A 16,942-nucleotide genomic window follows, 5' to 3' on the forward strand; every position below is an offset into this window, starting at 1 on the left:
TAAGAATGGAGGTATATACTTGGAGGAAAAATGTGATTGCACACAAAATGAAGATATTAAAAAACAAAATTTTAAAGATCAATGTAATTGTAAAGAAGAGAAGTTAAATAAAGAAGTGGATGAAGCAGAAAAAGAAGATAAAGAGTTTGAAGGTATTGAGGAAAATTCAAATGAGGATAATAAAGAAAAGGAAAAAGATGAAATGATAAGTACTATAAAAAACTTAAAAAGTGAAAATGCTAAATTCCAAAATGAACTAGATGAATTGAAGGATAGACTTACTAGAACTGTAGCAGAATATGATAACTATAGAAAAAGAACAACTAAGGAAAAAGAAGCTCTATATGTAGGAGCTTGCGAAGATGTTTTAAAAGAAATGTTACCAGTTTTAGATAATCTAGAAAGAGCTGCAGAGGTTGATGGGAATTTAGAAGATATAAAAAAGGGTATAGAAATGACAATAAAGCAATTCCAAACTTCTTTAGAAAAACTAGGAGTAGAAGAAATTCCTACAAAATGTCAATTTGATCCCAATATCCACAATGCAGTAATGCATATGGAAGATAGTGAATATGGAGAAAAAGAAATAGTGGAAGTATTCCAAAAGGGATATAAAAAAGGTGACAAAGTTATAAGATATAGTATGGTAAAAGTTGCAAATTAGCTTAACTTTTAAAATAGAAATCTAACAAAAAAGTTTCATAATAGGAGGTAATATAAATGGCAAAAATAATTGGTATTGATTTAGGAACAACAAATTCTTGTGTGTCTGTTATGGAAGGTGGGGAACCAGTAGTTATAGCTAACTCTGAAGGAGCTAGAACAACTCCATCAGTAGTATCTTTCCAAGCAAATGGAGATAGATTAATAGGTCAAGTAGCAAAAAGACAAGCTATAACAAATCCAGAAAAGACAATAATTTCTATAAAAAGATATATGGGAACAGATCATAAAGTTAAGATAGATGATAAAGAATATACTCCACAGGAAATATCAGCTATGGTACTTCAAAAATTAAAGTCAGATGCTGAAAGTTATTTAGGAGAAAAGGTAAATCAAGCAGTTATTACAGTACCAGCTTACTTTAATGATAGCCAAAGACAGGCTACAAAGGATGCAGGTAAAATAGCAGGACTTGAAGTTTTAAGAATAATAAATGAACCAACAGCAGCAGCACTTGCTTATGGATTAGATAAAATGGATACAAATCAAAAGATATTAGTTTACGATTTAGGTGGCGGTACTTTTGACGTATCTATATTAGAACTTGGAGATGGAGTATTTGAGGTTAAAGCAACTAATGGTAATACAAAATTAGGTGGAGACGACTTTGACCAAAAACTAATAGATTATATAGCAGAAAACTTTAAAGCAGAAAATGGAATAGATTTAAGAAATGATAAAATGGCAGTACAAAGATTAAAAGAAGCTGCTGAAAAAGCTAAGATAGAATTATCTTCAGCTACACAAACTAATATTAACTTACCATTCATAACAGCAGATGCAACAGGACCAAAACACATAGATATGAATTTAACTAGAGCTAAATTTAATGAATTAACACATGATTTAGTTCAAGCAACATTAGAACCAATCAAGAAATCATTAAGCGATGCAGGATACACAGTTTCTGATGTAGATAAGGTTATAATGGTTGGTGGTTCTACAAGAATACCTGCTGTTCAAGAAGCAGTTAAACAATTTATGGGAAAAGAATTAACAAAAGGTGTTAACCCTGATGAAGTAGTTGCTATGGGTGCAGCTATACAAGCGGGAGTTTTAACAGGAGAAGTTAAGGACGTATTACTTCTAGATGTTACTCCATTAACATTAGGAATAGAAACATTAGGAGGAGTTGCAACTCCATTAATAGAAAGAAATACAACAATACCAACAAAGAAGAGTCAAGTGTTCTCTACAGCAGCAGATGGTCAAACATCAGTTGAAATACATGTAGTTCAAGGTGAAAGACAAATGGCTGCAGATAATAAGACACTTGGAAGATTTACACTATCTGGTATAGCACCAGCACCAAGAGGAATTCCTCAAATAGAAGTTACATTTGATATAGATGCTAATGGAATAGTTAATGTATCAGCTAAAGATAAAGGAACAGGAAAAGAAGCTAATATTACTATTACAGCATCAACAAATTTATCAGATGATGAAATTGATAAGGCTGTTAATGAAGCTAAAAAATTTGAACAAGAAGATAAGAAGAAGAAAGAATCTATAGAAATTAAAAATAATGCAGAACAAGTAGTATACCAAACAGAAAAAGCTTTAACTGACTTAGGAGATAAGGTGTCTAAAGAAGATAAAGCAAAGATAGAAGAAAAAGTAAAAGCAGTTAAAGATATAAAAGATGGAGAAGATTTAGAAGCTATAAAGAAAGCTACAGAAGAATTAACTCAAGAATTCTATCAAATATCATCAAAAATGTATCAACAAGCAAACCCACAAGGAGCACAAGGTGCAGGATTTGATCCTAACAACATGGGTGGAGCAACAGGAAATAATGAAGAAAAAAAAGATGATGATAATGTAGTAGATGCTGATTTTAAAGTAGAAGATGATAAATAAAATAATGACATATTATAAAAAGTATGTATAATATATAGTGTAACTATAAGGGAGGGAGTTTCTACTCCCCCCTTAATTTGAGTAAAAATAAAATTTACTATAGTTTATGCTAGCCTAGAAATTTATAATTAGGTGGTGAGAAAAAGCATGGCAAGCAAAGATTTTTATGAAGTATTAGGAGTAGAAAAGGGAGCTAGTCAAGAAGAAATAAAAAGAGCTTTTAGAAAACTAGCCATAAAGTATCATCCTGATAAAAACAAAGGAAATAAAGAAGCAGAAGAAAAATTTAAGGAAATAAATGAAGCTTATCAAGTGTTATCCGACCCAGATAAGAGATCTAAATATGATCAATTTGGTACTGCAGATTTTAATGGAGCTGGAGGATTTGATTCATCAGGATTTGGTGGATTTGATTTTTCAGATCTAGGTGGATTTGGAGACATATTTGATTCTTTCTTTGGAGGTGGATTTTCATCCGGTAGAAGAAGACCAGATGGACCTCAAAGGGGAGCAGATATAGAATATACAATTAATTTAACTTTTGAAGAAGCAGTATTTGGAGCTGAAAAAGAAATATCTATAAATAAACATGATAATTGTGATACATGTAATGGTACTGGTGCAAAACCAGGAACTAGTGCGAAGACTTGTGATAAATGTGGTGGAACAGGTAAAATTAAGGTTCAAAAAAATACCATACTTGGAAGTATGGTAACAGTAACTACTTGTGATAAGTGTAATGGTACTGGAAAAGTTATTGAAAATCCTTGTCATAAGTGTAATGGTACAGGCAGAGTTAAGAAAAACAAAAAAATAAAAGTTAAGATACCAGCAGGAGTAGATACAGGTAATGTAATCCCATTAAGGGGTCAAGGAGAACCAGGAGTAAAAGGTGGTCCTGCAGGAGATTTATATTTAAATATACAGGTAGCTCATCATAATACATTTAAGAGAAAAGGCTTTGATATTTATATAGAAACTCATATAAGTTTTGCTCAAGCTGCTTTAGGAACAGAAATAAAAGTTCCAACGGTAGATGGAAGTGTAAAATATGATATACCATCAGGAACACAACCTGGAACTATATTTAGATTAAGAAGTAAGGGAGTACCTAGAGTTAATAGTAACTCTAGAGGAGACCAATATGTTACCGTAGTTGTAGATATACCTAAAAAATTAAATAATAAACAAAGAGATGCATTATTAATGTATATGGAAGCTAGCGGAGAAAATGTATCAGGAAAAGGAAAAGATTCTATATTCCATAAGTTTAAAAAAGGATTTTAAAAATATTTAAGATTACAATAAGAATAATTAGAATATGGTAAACGTGAAAAGTGAAAATTAGTATCAGAGTTATATAAAGTTTTTTGTATAACCTCTGATTACTAATTTTTTCTTTTTTAATATGTTTTTGGAGATACTTTAATTCACAATATTTTTAGCTTTTGTTGTATAATATATAAAGGACAGTTTTAATAGCAATAATTTTTAGGAGGAATTTTTATAATGAACAAGGAATGGTTAGAAGTTATTATATATACAAGTAGTGAAGCCATAGAAGCAGTATCTGGAATAATGTATAATACTGGAGTGGAAGGGGTTTCTATAGAGGATCCTAAAGATATAGAATTTAAGAAAAAACATCCAGGAGATTGGGATTATTTTGATGAAACTTTACTTAAGGTTACTGATACAGCTATAGTTAAAGGATATTATAAAGAAGATGAAAACTTTAATGAATATGTAAAATACATAAAGAAAGCTATAGAAAATTTAAAGGATTTTGGGATAGATAAGGGTCAAGGATTAGTTGAAGTACATAAAGTTAATGAGGAAGATTGGGAAAATAACTGGAAAAAATATTATAAACCAACTAAAGTTTCAGATAAGATAGTTATAAAACCTATATGGGAAAGTTATGATAAAAGTCAAGATGAAATAGTGGTAGAATTAGATCCAGGTATGGCCTTTGGTACAGGAACACATGAAACCACAAGAATGTGTATGGAATCTTTAGAGGAATATGTTAAAGAAAATTCTATAGTATTTGATATTGGCTGTGGTTCAGGAATATTGTCAATAGTAGCATCAAAGTTAGGGGCAAATAAGGTTATAGGAGTAGATTTGGATCCTGCTGCAGTGAAATCTTCAAAAGAAAACATAAGCTATAATAATTTAAATAACATAGAAATATTAGAAGGTAATCTTATGGAAGTAGTTGATGGAAAGGCTGATATAGTAGTAGCAAATATTATAGCAGATATTATAATATTTTTAACAGATGGAGTTAAAGATTTCATAAAGGATAAGGGTTATTTCATATCTTCAGGAATATTAAATTCTAGAAAGCAAGATGTAATAGATAAATTAGAAAACTCTGGTTTTGAAATTGTAGAAGTTAAAGAGCAAGGCGAATGGGTTTGTATAATTTCAAGAAATGTAAATTAGTAATTTTATAAAGTAGGTGATTTTTTGCATAAGTTTTTTGTACCTTCTGATAATATACAAGAAAACACGGTATATATTGAAGGAGAAGATGTAAAACATATATACAAAGTTTTAAGACTAAATGTTGGGGATACAATAAATGTAAATAATTGTAAAGGCACAGAATATGAAGTTAAGATAAATGATATAAACAAAAAAGTGGTTTCAGGTGAAATAATAAAAAAGATAGATATCAATAATGAAAGTCCACTAAATATTTATTTATATCAAGGCTTACCTAAGTCTACAAAAATGGATTTTATAGTCCAAAAAGGTACTGAATTAGGAATTAAAGAGGTAATTCCTATAATAACAAAACGAGTAGTAGTAAAAGGGGATTTAAAAGAGTTTAAAAAGTTAGATAGGTGGAACAGAATAGCATTAGAATCCTGTAAGCAGTGTAAAAGATCCTTTATACCTAAAGTAAGAACTCCAATAACATTTGAAGAACTTATAGAAAATATAAAACTTATGGATTTAATTTTAGTTCCTTATGAAAATAAAGAGAATTATGGTATTAAAAAAGTTATGGAGTATGTTGCAGGACAAAAGGATAAAATAAAAAATATAGCAATTATTATAGGTCCAGAAGGTGGCTTTGAAGAAGAAGAAATTAACATATTGGAAAGTTTAAAGGCACATATAATTACTTTAGGGCCTAGAATATTTAGAACGGAAACTGCAGGTATAATATGTTCTACAATAATAAGTTACGAACTTGGAGACTTAGGAGGAAGTTTATAATGAAGGTTGCTTTTAATACATTAGGCTGTAGGGTAAATCAGTATGAAACAGAGGCTATGGCTGAAAAATTTTTAAAACAAGGTTATGAATTAGCATCTTTTGATGAGTTTGCAGATGTATATGTTATAAATACTTGTACTGTAACTAATATGGGAGATAAAAAATCAAGACAAATGATACATAGAGCAAGAAGAAAAAATGCTGATGCTATTATTGCTGTAGTAGGATGTTATTCACAGATAGCTTCTGAAGAAGTATCAAAAATACAAGGTGTAGATGTAGTATTAGGAACACGAAATAAAGGCGATATTGTATACTTTGTTAATAAGGCAAGAGCAGAAAAAGAACAAATTATAGAAGTTAATGATGTTCTTAAAAATAGAAAATTTGAAGAGCTTAATATAGAAGAATACCAAGACAGAACTAGGGCATTTTTAAAAATACAAGATGGTTGCAACAGATTTTGTTCTTATTGTTTAATACCTTTTGCTAGGGGAGCCGTATGTAGTAAGGATCCTAAAAAGGTAATTGAAGAGGTTAAAAGACTTGCAAGTCACAATTTTAAGGAAATAATATTATCAGGAATAGATATAGCTTCCTACGGGGTGGATTTAGAAGGAAAATGGGATTTGACATTATTATTGCAAGAATTAGATTCTATAGAAGGAATACATAGAATAAGAATAGGTTCCATTGATCCTACATTTTTTACAGATGATGTAATAAATAATATAAGTAAATTAAATAAGTTATGTCCGCATTTTCATTTATCTTTACAAAGTGGATGTGATGACACATTAAAGAGAATGAATAGAAAATATAAAATAGAGCAGTATAAACACATAGTAAAAGGCCTTAGAAAAAATATAAAAGATGTATCTATAACCACAGATATTATAGTAGGATTTCCAGGTGAAACAGAAGAAGAATTTAATAAGACCTATGAATTTTTAAGGGATATAAAGCTATCAAAAATGCACGTATTTAAATTTAGTCCAAGGGAAGGAACAAAGGCAGAGACAATGCCAAATCAGATAGATGGAAATATTAAAGAATATAGAAGCAGTAAATTAATAGAATTAGATAAGCAATTAGAAAAAGAATTTATGGAAAATTTCATAGGTAGGGAAATGCCTGTTTTATATGAACAAGAAAGCAGGGAACAAGGTTACTATGAAGGATATACTCCTAATTATATAAAGGTCAATTCTAAAAGTAATGTGGATATTTCTGGGAAAATTATAAATACTAATATAAAACGCTTAAAAAATGAATCACTATATGGCGAAATTTAGTGATATATAAGCTTTTAAACATAATATACAGAAGGAATTTAAAATATTTTATTGAATATTTTATGGAGGAGGTGAGAAAATGGAAGATTGTATATTTTGCAAGATAATAAAGGGAGACATACCAAGTAATAAAGTCTATGAAGATGAGTTAGTATATGCTTTTAAAGATATAGATCCTGTAGCACCTTGTCATGTGCTTATAATTCCTAAAAAACATATTTCAAATTTAAATGAGGTAAATGAGGAGAACAGTAAGGTGATTTCTCATATATATGTAGTAATAGGGAAATTAGCAAAAGAATTAAAAATAGATGAAGAAGGTTTTAGAGTAGTTTCAAACTGTAATGAAGCTGGAGGTCAAACAGTACCTCATATACATTTTCATTTAATAGGTGGTAGAAATATGCAATGGCCACCAGGCTAAAAATAAAATTTCTAACGAGTATTAAGTTGTTGACAGTTTCCCAAAATATGTTGTATAATAGCTAGTGTGTTATTTTCACCGCAATAACTGCTTTGTTTTATTAAATTGAACTAGCGGAGGGAGGGAGAAAACATGTCAGAAATAAAAGTTAGAGAAAACGAATCACTAGAAAATGCATTAAGAAGATTTAAGAAACAATGCGCAAGAGCTGGTGTTTTATCAGAAGTTAGAAAAAGAGAACACTATGAAAAGCCAAGCGTAAAAAGAAAAAAGAAATCAGAAGCTGCAAGAAAGAGAAAGTTTAAATAATCCATTCTTTTGAAAGAGGGTATTGGAAAATAATGTCTCTTAAAGAAACCTTACAAGAAGATTGGAAGCGAGCCTTAAAAGCCAAAGAGAAAGACAAAGTAAGTGTTATAACTATGGCTAAGTCTGCTATACTTTTGGCAGAAAAAGATAAGGGAGAAGCTCTTGACGATTCAGAAATAATAAGTATTTTATCTAAGGAAATAAAGCAAAGAAAAGAAGCTTTAGAAGATTTCAAAAAGGGAAATAGACAAGACTTAGTACATCAGAATAATTTTGAAATAGAAGTTTTATTAAATTACCTTCCTCAGCAATTGACAGAAGAGGAAATTACTGAAATTGTTAAAGAAGCAGTTCAAGCGGAAAAGGCAAATACTATAAAAGATATGAAAAAAGTTATGAGTGTTGTTATCCCTAAAACTAAAGGCAGAGCTGATGGAAAACTTGTAAGTGATATTGTAAAAAGTATGTTAAACTAATAAGAAAAAGCTGAGAGTTAAATCTCAGCTTTTTATTTATGCTTATTTTACTTAGTCATTTATTAAAAGATACTTTCATAAATTAATATGAAAGTATTTTTTTAGGGAGAAATATGAAAAAGAAATTTTATAAAACAAGACAAACCATGGCAGAAACATTTGATTTACCTAAAGATGTTATTTTAGATATGCCTAGAATAATAATAACTGGAGATAAAGAGATAACTATAGAAAACCATAGGGGAGTTGTAGTTTTTGAAGATGAACAAGTTAAAGTAAATTCAGGAATAGGACTAATATCTATATATGGTAATAATTTTGAAATTTTATTCATGGGGGGAAGTACAATTACATTAGGTGGAATATTTAAATCAGTAATTTATGAAGGAAATGGTGAAAATTAATTTTAAAAAATATAAAAATGCCTATATTACTATAGAAATTCAGTCGATGATTCCTGAAAGATTTATAAATTTATTATGGAAAAATGGGGTTCCTATAAAGAATGTTGTTAAAAAAAGTATAACCACTTTTTATATGGAAGTAAATTTAAAAGATTACGATATGATAGATAGCATAGCTAGAAGAACAGGAACCAAGATAAAAATAATAAAAAGAAGAGGAGTTTCTTTTTTACTATTATTTTTAAAAAGAAGATTTGCTCTTTTAATTGGAGCAGGTATATTTATATTTATTTTATATTTTATGTCTAATTTTATATGGGGTATAGATATAGTTTCTGATCATAAGGTTGCGCCTTATGAAATAAGGCAGCAACTTAAAAGTTATGGTATAAAGCCAGGTATAAATAAAAATACTGTAAATGTATATGAAATAGAGGAAAAGCTTACAAAAGATGTGGATAATATTATGTGGGTAAGGGCAAGACTTGAGGGGTCTAAATTAGTTGTTAAAATAGAAGAGAGGCAATCGCCACCACAAATAGTAAAAGATGAAGAACCATGTGATTTAGTAGCTAAGAAAGATGCCCAAATACAGAGAGTTTATACAACAGGGGGGACAGCTGTTGTAAAAAAAGATGACATTGTAAAAAAAGGAGACCTATTAGTAAAAGGAGAACAAGGCAGAGAAGAAGAACAAACCTATAAAGTTCATGCAGAGGGAAAAGTAATTGGAAGAACTTTTTACGAAAATATTAAAAACATAAAAGATTATAATATAAAAAGAAAGAGAACAGGTAAGAGTATAGAAAAAATATATATAAATATTAAAGGAAAAAAAATATATTTAAAAAATAATATAAATAAATTTGATAAATATGATAAAATAGAGAATAATAAGTTTTTTATAAATAAAGATATCTATTATGAGGTTAAGGAATATAAAGATAATGAAAATTTAAAAAAGATAGTAGATAAAACTTCTAATGAAATGTACAAAGATATAAGCAAAAACTTAGATAAGTCTGTAAAGATAGTAGATAAAGTTGTAAACTATATGCCAGAAGGTGACAACTGTACAGTAAGAGTGTTAGTTATAGCAGAAGAAGATATAGCTGTACCTCAGAAGATCATTGAAGATGAGACACCTGAAAGTACAAAATAAACGGTGTATGTTATAAAGGTGGTATATGATAATGAAAAAAGTTACTATGGGAAAAATGTTTAAAAATTATAAACTAAAGAGAAATTTAGTTTTTTTAATTACATTTATTTTTATGTATGTTACGTTAATAACAACATTAGTGACAAAAAAGTATGATTTAAAAGAAGGAGATATAGCAAAAGTAGATATAAAAGCGCCTAGGGAGATTAAAGATGAAGTGTCTACAAAGGCAAGAATGCAGCAAGCACTAGAATCTGTTCCAGTACAATATAGCAAAAGACCAGAGATTAAAACTGAAGTATTAAATGAAATAAATAGCTTTCTTTCTCAAGTACAATCTGTAAAATCTAAATCAATAAGTGACAAAGAGAAATTACAACAACTTTCAAAAGAGGCAAAAATAGATTTATCTAGTGATGATTATATGGAGCTAATAACACTAGATAAGGATAAGTTTCAATCTTTACAAGAGTCTTTGATTAAACTTATGTCGGATCTTTATGAAAATTTAACTATTAGTGATAATTCTCAAAAGGATAATCAGCAAGATATTAAAAAGGCACAAGAATATATATTTAGAAAAGTAAGTACATTTAAGTTATCTAAAAATTTAAAAACACTGTGCATAACTATATCTTATACTCAAATAAAACCTAACTTTTTTTATGATAAAGAAAAAACTGATGAGCTAAAAAAAGAAACAGTTAAAAATACATCACCAGTTATGATAAAAAAGGATCAAACAATAATAAAAGAGGGAGAGCCTGTAACAAAATATCAGTTAGATTTACTAAAGGATGTAGGACTCTTAAACAATAATGCTAATTTTGAATGGTATATTTTTATAAGTTTAGCTATAGTAATAGCCTTAGTACTTTTTATAGAATATGCTTATATTTATAAATTTTATAAGGAACATTTTGATAAGTTAAATGACTTAATATTAATAAGTTTAGTTAATTGTGTATCTGTTCTTTTGGCAAGAACATTAGCTACAGTATCCCCTTTTTTAATACCATTAGCTTGTGCACCTATGATTTTAACACTACTTTTAAATTATAAAATATCTTTGGTCACAAGTCTTCTTAATTGTATATTGGTTGCTATAGCAGTAAACTTTAACGTAGAAATAATACTTTTATCTATAATGAGTACAGCTTTAGGGGCTACTATACTAAGAAAAATGCAACAAAGAAATGATATATTATATGCTTCTTTATATATTACAATAGTAAATGTAGTGCTGACTTTTTCAGCAGGATTTCTATTAAGTAACAGTGCCGTAGATGTATCGCAAAAAGCTTTATTTTCATTTATAGGGGGCATAATATCAGCAGTATTAACAATAGGTTTTTTACCAGTACTTGAGAGTGCTTTTGATATTGTAACTACTATAAAATTGTTAGAGCTATCTAATCCTAACCATCCATTGCTTAAAAGATTACTTTTAGAAGCTCCAGGAACTTATCACCATAGTATATTAGTAGGAAACTTAGCGGAAGTTGCATCAGAGGCTGTGGGTGGAAATTCAGTTCTAGCCAGAGTATCTGCTTATTATCATGATATAGGAAAATTAAAAAGGCCTTATTTCTTTAAAGAAAACCAAATAGGAAAAGAAAATCCTCATGATAAAATATCTCCTAATTTAAGTACCTTAATAATTATATCTCATGTAAAAGATGGGTTGGAGATGGCAAATGAACATAAGATTCCAAAAGTTATAAAAGATATAATACAGCAACATCATGGTACTTCTTTAGTAAAGTATTTTTATATAACTATGAAAAATAATAGTGAAAGACCAGATGAAGTAAATGAAGAAGATTTTAAATATCCAGGTCCGATACCTGAAACTAAAGAAGCTGCTATTATAATGCTTGCAGATGGAGTAGAGGCGGCTGTAAGATCTATAAGTGATCCTAATAGTTTGAAAATAAGGGAAATGGTAAATAATATAATTAAAGCTAGATTAGATGATGGTCAGTTAGATGATTGTGACCTTACATTAAAGGATATAGGAAAAATAAAAGAAGCTTTTTTAAAGGTTCTTACAGGAATATATCATCAAAGGATAGAGTATCCTGAGGATAGATGGATGAAAAATAGGAGGAACAACTAATGATTTTTATAGATAATAGACAAGATAAAATAGAAGTAACAGAAGAATTTACAAATAAAATAAAAAAAATAATAGATTATGCACTAAGAGAAGAAAAGGTAGACATAGATTATGAAGTAAGTGTTATTTTTATAGATAATGAAAATATAAAAGAAATAAATAAAGAATGTAGGAATATAGATAAGGCTACAGATGTATTGTCTTTTCCAATGTTAGATTATGAAGAAGGTAAAGTTTTTAAAGATATATATTTAAATTATGAATTTGATGAAAGTGATTTAGATGAAGGTAATTTGGTATTAGGTGATATAGCTCTTTCTTTAGAAAGAGCTAAAGAACAAAGTGAAGAATTTGGTCATAGCTTTTTAAGGGAAGCTTGCTATTTGACTATACATTCTGTATTACATCTTTTAGGATATGATCATATGGAACAAGAAGAAAAGGGCATAATGAGGAAAAGAGAGGAAAATATATTAGAAAAGTTTAATTTAGAAAGATAAATTATATAAGCTATAAAGGGTGGTGTTTCTAATTTGAAAGTAAACAAACTTCTAGATAGTTTTAATTATGCCATAGATGGAATCATACATGCAGTTAGAACCCAAAGAAACATGAGAATACATATGATAACAGCTCTTTTGGTTTTGACTGCTTGTTTTTTTTATGATTTGAGTAAATTAGAATTGGTTTCTATATGTATAGTTGTAACTTTAGTTATATTTGCAGAACTTTTAAATACAGCAATAGAATTTGCTATAGATGCAACTACTAATTACTATCATCCTTTAGCTAAAGTGTCAAAAAATATAGCAGCTGGAGCAGTATTAATTACAGCTGTAAATGCAGTGGTAGTAGGATATATAATATTTAGAGATAAATTAAAATATATGAATTTTGTATTAATTAAAAAAATAAAAAACTCTAATCCTTACGCAATATTTATAGTACTTGCCATTGTATGTATATGTACTATTGTAGTGAAAGCTATATATGGAGAAGGAACACCACTTAAAGGTGGTATGCCAAGTGGTCATAGTACCATGGCTTTTTCTATAGCTACTATAATAGCTCTTATTACGGAGGAATTTCCCATAGTTGTTTTAAGTTATCTTTTAGCTCTTATAGTAGCACAGAGTAGAGTGGATTCAAAAGTACATTCGGTGATTGAAGTTATAGTAGGAGGATTATTTGGAACATTACTTACAACTTTATTATATAGGATATTTGGATAGTTGAAATAATAACCCAAAATGCTATAATTTATGTACATAATTAATATAGCGAATTTTATTCAATGGGAGGATTGAAAATGAAATATAAAGAACTTATAGATAAAGCTATTAAAGCAAGGGAGAATGCCTACGTACCTTATTCAAACTTTAAAGTAGGAGCGGCAATTATTACAGAAGATAATAAAATTTACTCTGGTTGTAATATAGAAAATGCATCTTATGGTGCTACTAATTGTGCAGAGAGAACGGCTATATTTAAAGCAATTTCTGAAGGTCATAAAAATATTAAAGCTATAGCTATAGTTGGAAGTGAAAAAGATTATACTTATCCTTGTGGTATATGCATACAAGTAATAAGTGAATTTGCAGATGGAAATATAGACATAATAATAGTAAAAAATAAAGATGAATACATGGTAAAAAAATTAGATGAAATAATACCAGTAACTTTTACTAAAAAAGATTTAATGAAATAAAGACAAGGAGATAGAATATGTTTAAATCAGGATTTGTAACTATTGTAGGAAGACCTAATGTTGGTAAATCAACTCTTTTAAATGCTATGATGAAAGAAAAATTATCAATAGTTTCTTGTAGACCACAAACTACGAGAAATAATATACAAACTATACTAACAGAGGATGAATATCAACTTATATTCGTAGATACCCCAGGAATTCATAAACCTAAACATAAATTAGGTGAATATATGGTAAAGTCTGCTTCTGATTCGATAAAAGATGTAGATTTAGTTTTATTTTTAGTAAACCCAGATGAAAAGCCAGGAAAAGGGGACCTATTTATAATAGAACAATTAAAGAATATAAATCAACCTGTATTTTTAGTAGTAAATAAGGTAGATGAAAATTCACCAGAAAAGGTAGCAGAAACTTTAAAAAATTATTCAGAACTTATGGATTTTAAGGAGATAATACCAATATCAGCTTTAAAAAGAAAAAATGTAGAATTATTAAAGGAACTTATGGTAAAGTACATGCCAGAAGGACCAAAGTTTTATCCGGATGATATGATAACAGATCAAAATGAAAGATTTATAGTTTCAGAGATAATAAGAGAAAAAGCATTAAGAATGTTAAAAGAGGAAGTTCCTCATGGAATAGCAGTAGAAATAATTCAAATGAGAAAAAATGAAAAAGGTATATATAGAATAGAAGGTAATATACTATGTGAAAAAAGTTCTCATAAACCTATAATTATAGGTAAAGGAGGCAACACATTAAAAACAATATCTAAATATGCAAGACAAGATATAGAGGAATTTCTACAATCTAAAGTATATATAAGATTATGGGTAAAAGTTAAAGAGGAATGGAGAGACAATCAAAAGCTATTAAAAGAACTAGGCTATAAAGAAATAAAATAAAATATATTTATTATAATATTTAGGATATACTAAATATAAGAAATTTGATTTTTAAAATTAAATTTTATTTTAGGAGTTGATTTTCTGTCTATTTTTAAAACTAGAGCTGTAGTAATAAAAACACAAGACTTTAAAGAAGCAGATAAATTAGTATGGCTTTATACAGAAAAATTAGGAAAGGTAACTTCAATAGCTAAAGGAGCTAAAAAAAATAGAAGTAAGTATTTATCAAACACTATTCCTTTTTGTTATGGAGATTATGTATTATATAAAGGTAAGAGTATGTTTAATCTATCAGAAGGAAAATTAATAGAATCTTTTCAAGATTTTTTGAAGGATTTAAATACATTAACTTATGCTTCATATTTTTGCGAACTTATAGACATATGTGCAGAAGAAGGAGAAAGTAATAGGGATTTATTTAGGCATCTTGTTACTGCATTTTATTTAATAAAAAATAAAGCTGTTGATATAGAAATTTTAGCTAGAGCTTTTGAGGTTAAGGTTCTACAAGCTACTGGATACGGATTGAATTTAGATTATTGTAGTATATGTGGTAAAAATATAACTACGTCTAATTACATTAATTTTCAAAATGTAGGTGGAGTTTGTAGAGAATGTGAAAAAATAAATGGTATAAATATAAATTACGCTACTTATAATATATTAAAATATTTTTCAAAAACGTCCTTAGAGAAAATATATAGGTTATCTGTAGAAAAACAAACTAAGAGAGAGCTATATAAAATACTAAATTCAATAATATCTCAAAATTATTTAAAAAAACCTAGAAGTCTTCAAATATTAAATTATATAGAGGAGGAGTAAACATGACTGAAATAACATTAGAAAAAATTGATATTATAAGAGAGAGGACAGGAGTAACTTATACAGCGGCAAAGGAAGCTTTAGAAGCTTGTAATGGAAATGTAGTAGATGCATTGGTTTATATTGAAAATAAAGAAAAAGAAGAAAAAGATAATATATATACTACTAAAGATGAATTTGTAAAATGGATAAAAGATACTATAAATAAAGGCAATGTAACTAGAATAAAAATAAAGAAAGATGATAAAACTATAGTGGACATACCAGTAAATGCAGGTATAGCAGCTACAGCTGTAGCTGCATTGATATGGGCACCATTACTTGGAATAGGTATAGCAGCAGCTTTATTTACAAAGGTAACTATAGAAATAACAAAAGAAGATGGTTCTGTAGAAGTAGTAAACAAAATAATAAAATGTACAGCTAAAGATATAAAAGAAACTGTACAAAATAAGACCTCAGATATAAAAGAAAAATTTACAAACAAGATGAGTTCAGAAGATGGTAATTTAGATGAACATGTATATAGTTATACAGTAAAATTTGATGATGAAGAAGCAGATAAAGAAGAAACAGATAATGAAAAGACTGATGAAGATAAGTAAAGAGCTATAATTTATATATACTTAAAAATCAGCAGTTTAAAGCTGCTGATTTTTTGAATTTATTTTTTAAAAAAATAATGAAAAAATGGCGTAATAGGAAGAAAAAAATAATAAGCATAACATAATTTTAAATAAATAAGCATAAATCGTAAAAGTGCTATACTATTTATTGAAAAATAGTGGTATAATATATATAGTTTAGTTTTATAATTTTAATAATTACTATATAAGGAAGAGGGTGAATACTATCAAGTTATCTGAAAGACAAGAACAAATAGTAGAACTAGTAAAAAAGAATGAACCGATAACAAGTGAAAATTTGGCTACTCATTTAGGGGTAACTAGAGCAGCATTAAGACCTGATTTGGCTATATTAACAATGATAGGAATATTAGAGGCAAAACCTAAAGTAGGATATATTTATTCTCATAAGCCTTCATATAGCTTTTTACAAGATTATATAGAAAGTATAGTAGTAAAAAATATAATGTCAGATCCAATTATGGTTGAAGAAAGTACAACAGTATATGATTCTATATTACATTTATTTCTAAATGATGTAGGTACAATTTTTATTCATAATGATGGTATATTAGTGGGTGCTGTATCGAGAAAAGACTTTTTAAAGATAGCCATGGGTGGAACAGATATGCATAAAGTTCCAGTAGGTATAATAATGACAAGGATGCCTAATATAGTTTATGTAGACAAAGAAGATAATGCATATGTGGCAGCACAAAAGATAATAGATCATGAGGTAGATAGTTTACCAGTAGTTGATAAAGTGGTTAAAAATGGTAAAGAAGAGCTAAAAATAATAGGTAAAGTTTCAAAAACAAATATAACTAGACTATTTGTTAAATTGGGGGAAAATTCCTAAGGTCTTT

The 16,942-nt window shown here is 28.4% G+C and carries 19 protein-coding genes; all 19 read left to right on the forward strand.

Features of this window, described 5'->3' with window-relative positions; genetic code table 11:
* Positions 1-19 precede the first annotated feature (19 nt).
* The 19 genes from grpE (at position 20) to ccpN (ending at position 16,935) form a co-directional block, all read left to right on the forward strand.
* Entirely contained in the window at positions 20-664 is a 645-nt protein-coding gene (gene grpE / locus BN1711_RS03595) for a nucleotide exchange factor GrpE (protein ID WP_050606819.1), read from the forward strand.
* Between the two features lie 56 nt (positions 665-720).
* Complete coding sequence (gene dnaK / locus BN1711_RS03600) at positions 721-2,583, forward strand: molecular chaperone DnaK (protein ID WP_050606820.1); 1,863 nt, start codon at positions 721-723, stop codon at positions 2,581-2,583.
* A gap of 147 nt (positions 2,584-2,730) precedes the next feature.
* Complete coding sequence (gene dnaJ, locus BN1711_RS03605) at positions 2,731-3,870, forward strand: molecular chaperone DnaJ (RefSeq protein WP_050606821.1); 1,140 nt, start codon at positions 2,731-2,733, stop codon at positions 3,868-3,870.
* A gap of 222 nt (positions 3,871-4,092) precedes the next feature.
* Positions 4,093-5,034 carry a 50S ribosomal protein L11 methyltransferase gene (gene prmA, locus BN1711_RS03610; RefSeq protein ID WP_050606822.1) on the forward strand — a complete coding sequence of 314 codons (942 nt, stop codon included), beginning with the start codon at positions 4,093-4,095 and terminating at the stop codon, positions 5,032-5,034.
* A gap of 24 nt (positions 5,035-5,058) precedes the next feature.
* Positions 5,059-5,817, forward strand: a complete 759-nt coding sequence (locus BN1711_RS03615) for a 16S rRNA (uracil(1498)-N(3))-methyltransferase (RefSeq protein WP_050606823.1) — start codon at positions 5,059-5,061, stop codon at positions 5,815-5,817.
* On the forward strand, positions 5,817-7,112 hold the full coding sequence (gene mtaB / locus BN1711_RS03620) for a tRNA (N(6)-L-threonylcarbamoyladenosine(37)-C(2))-methylthiotransferase MtaB (RefSeq protein ID WP_050606824.1): 1,296 nt from the start codon (positions 5,817-5,819) through the stop codon (positions 7,110-7,112). Before BN1711_RS03615 ends, mtaB begins: the two co-directional genes overlap by 1 nt.
* A 79-nt stretch (positions 7,113-7,191) precedes the next feature.
* Positions 7,192-7,536 carry a histidine triad nucleotide-binding protein gene (locus BN1711_RS03625; RefSeq protein ID WP_050606825.1) on the forward strand — a complete coding sequence of 115 codons (345 nt, stop codon included), beginning with the start codon at positions 7,192-7,194 and terminating at the stop codon, positions 7,534-7,536.
* Positions 7,537-7,668: 132 nt separating this feature from the next.
* Complete coding sequence (rpsU, locus tag BN1711_RS03630; protein ID WP_050606826.1) at positions 7,669-7,845, forward strand: 30S ribosomal protein S21; 177 nt, start codon at positions 7,669-7,671, stop codon at positions 7,843-7,845.
* 32 nt (positions 7,846-7,877) lie between these two features.
* The gene (locus BN1711_RS03635; protein WP_050606827.1) at positions 7,878-8,321 is read left to right on the forward strand and encodes a GatB/YqeY domain-containing protein; all 444 of its coding nucleotides are present in this window, start codon (positions 7,878-7,880) and stop codon (positions 8,319-8,321) included.
* Positions 8,322-8,434: 113 nt separating this feature from the next.
* Complete coding sequence (gene yqfC / locus BN1711_RS03640) at positions 8,435-8,725, forward strand: sporulation protein YqfC (RefSeq protein WP_050606828.1); 291 nt, start codon at positions 8,435-8,437, stop codon at positions 8,723-8,725.
* Positions 8,721-9,887, forward strand: a complete 1,167-nt coding sequence (yqfD, locus tag BN1711_RS03645; RefSeq protein WP_082174126.1) for a sporulation protein YqfD — start codon at positions 8,721-8,723, stop codon at positions 9,885-9,887. Before yqfC ends, yqfD begins: the two co-directional genes overlap by 5 nt.
* A 31-nt stretch (positions 9,888-9,918) precedes the next feature.
* Positions 9,919-12,006: an HD family phosphohydrolase gene (locus BN1711_RS03650; RefSeq protein ID WP_050606830.1), complete on the forward strand. Its 2,088-nt coding sequence runs from the start codon at positions 9,919-9,921 to the stop codon at positions 12,004-12,006.
* Positions 12,006-12,506: an rRNA maturation RNase YbeY gene (gene ybeY / locus BN1711_RS03655; RefSeq protein WP_050606831.1), complete on the forward strand. Its 501-nt coding sequence runs from the start codon at positions 12,006-12,008 to the stop codon at positions 12,504-12,506. Before BN1711_RS03650 ends, ybeY begins: the two co-directional genes overlap by 1 nt.
* Before the next feature lie 33 nt (positions 12,507-12,539).
* A complete protein-coding gene (locus BN1711_RS03660) occupies positions 12,540-13,238 on the forward strand; it encodes a diacylglycerol kinase (RefSeq protein WP_050606832.1) in 699 nt (232 codons plus the stop codon).
* 77 nt (positions 13,239-13,315) lie between these two features.
* A complete protein-coding gene (locus tag BN1711_RS03665) occupies positions 13,316-13,714 on the forward strand; it encodes a cytidine deaminase (protein WP_050606833.1) in 399 nt (132 codons plus the stop codon).
* A 17-nt stretch (positions 13,715-13,731) separates the two neighbouring features.
* Positions 13,732-14,622, forward strand: coding sequence for a GTPase Era (gene era / locus BN1711_RS03670; RefSeq protein ID WP_050606834.1), 891 nt, complete (start codon positions 13,732-13,734; stop codon positions 14,620-14,622).
* 66 nt (positions 14,623-14,688) lie between these two features.
* Complete coding sequence (gene recO, locus BN1711_RS03675; RefSeq protein ID WP_050606835.1) at positions 14,689-15,450, forward strand: DNA repair protein RecO; 762 nt, start codon at positions 14,689-14,691, stop codon at positions 15,448-15,450.
* 2 nt (positions 15,451-15,452) lie between these two features.
* On the forward strand, positions 15,453-16,055 hold the full coding sequence (locus tag BN1711_RS03680) for a DUF4342 domain-containing protein (RefSeq protein ID WP_050606836.1): 603 nt from the start codon (positions 15,453-15,455) through the stop codon (positions 16,053-16,055).
* 238 nt (positions 16,056-16,293) lie between these two features.
* Positions 16,294-16,935, forward strand: coding sequence for a transcriptional regulator CcpN (gene ccpN / locus BN1711_RS03685; RefSeq protein WP_050606837.1), 642 nt, complete (start codon positions 16,294-16,296; stop codon positions 16,933-16,935).
* Positions 16,936-16,942 lie beyond the last annotated feature (7 nt).

The organism is Clostridium niameyense, assembly GCF_001243045.1.
Taxonomy (GTDB): Bacteria; Bacillota; Clostridia; order Clostridiales; family Clostridiaceae; genus Clostridium_F; species Clostridium_F niameyense.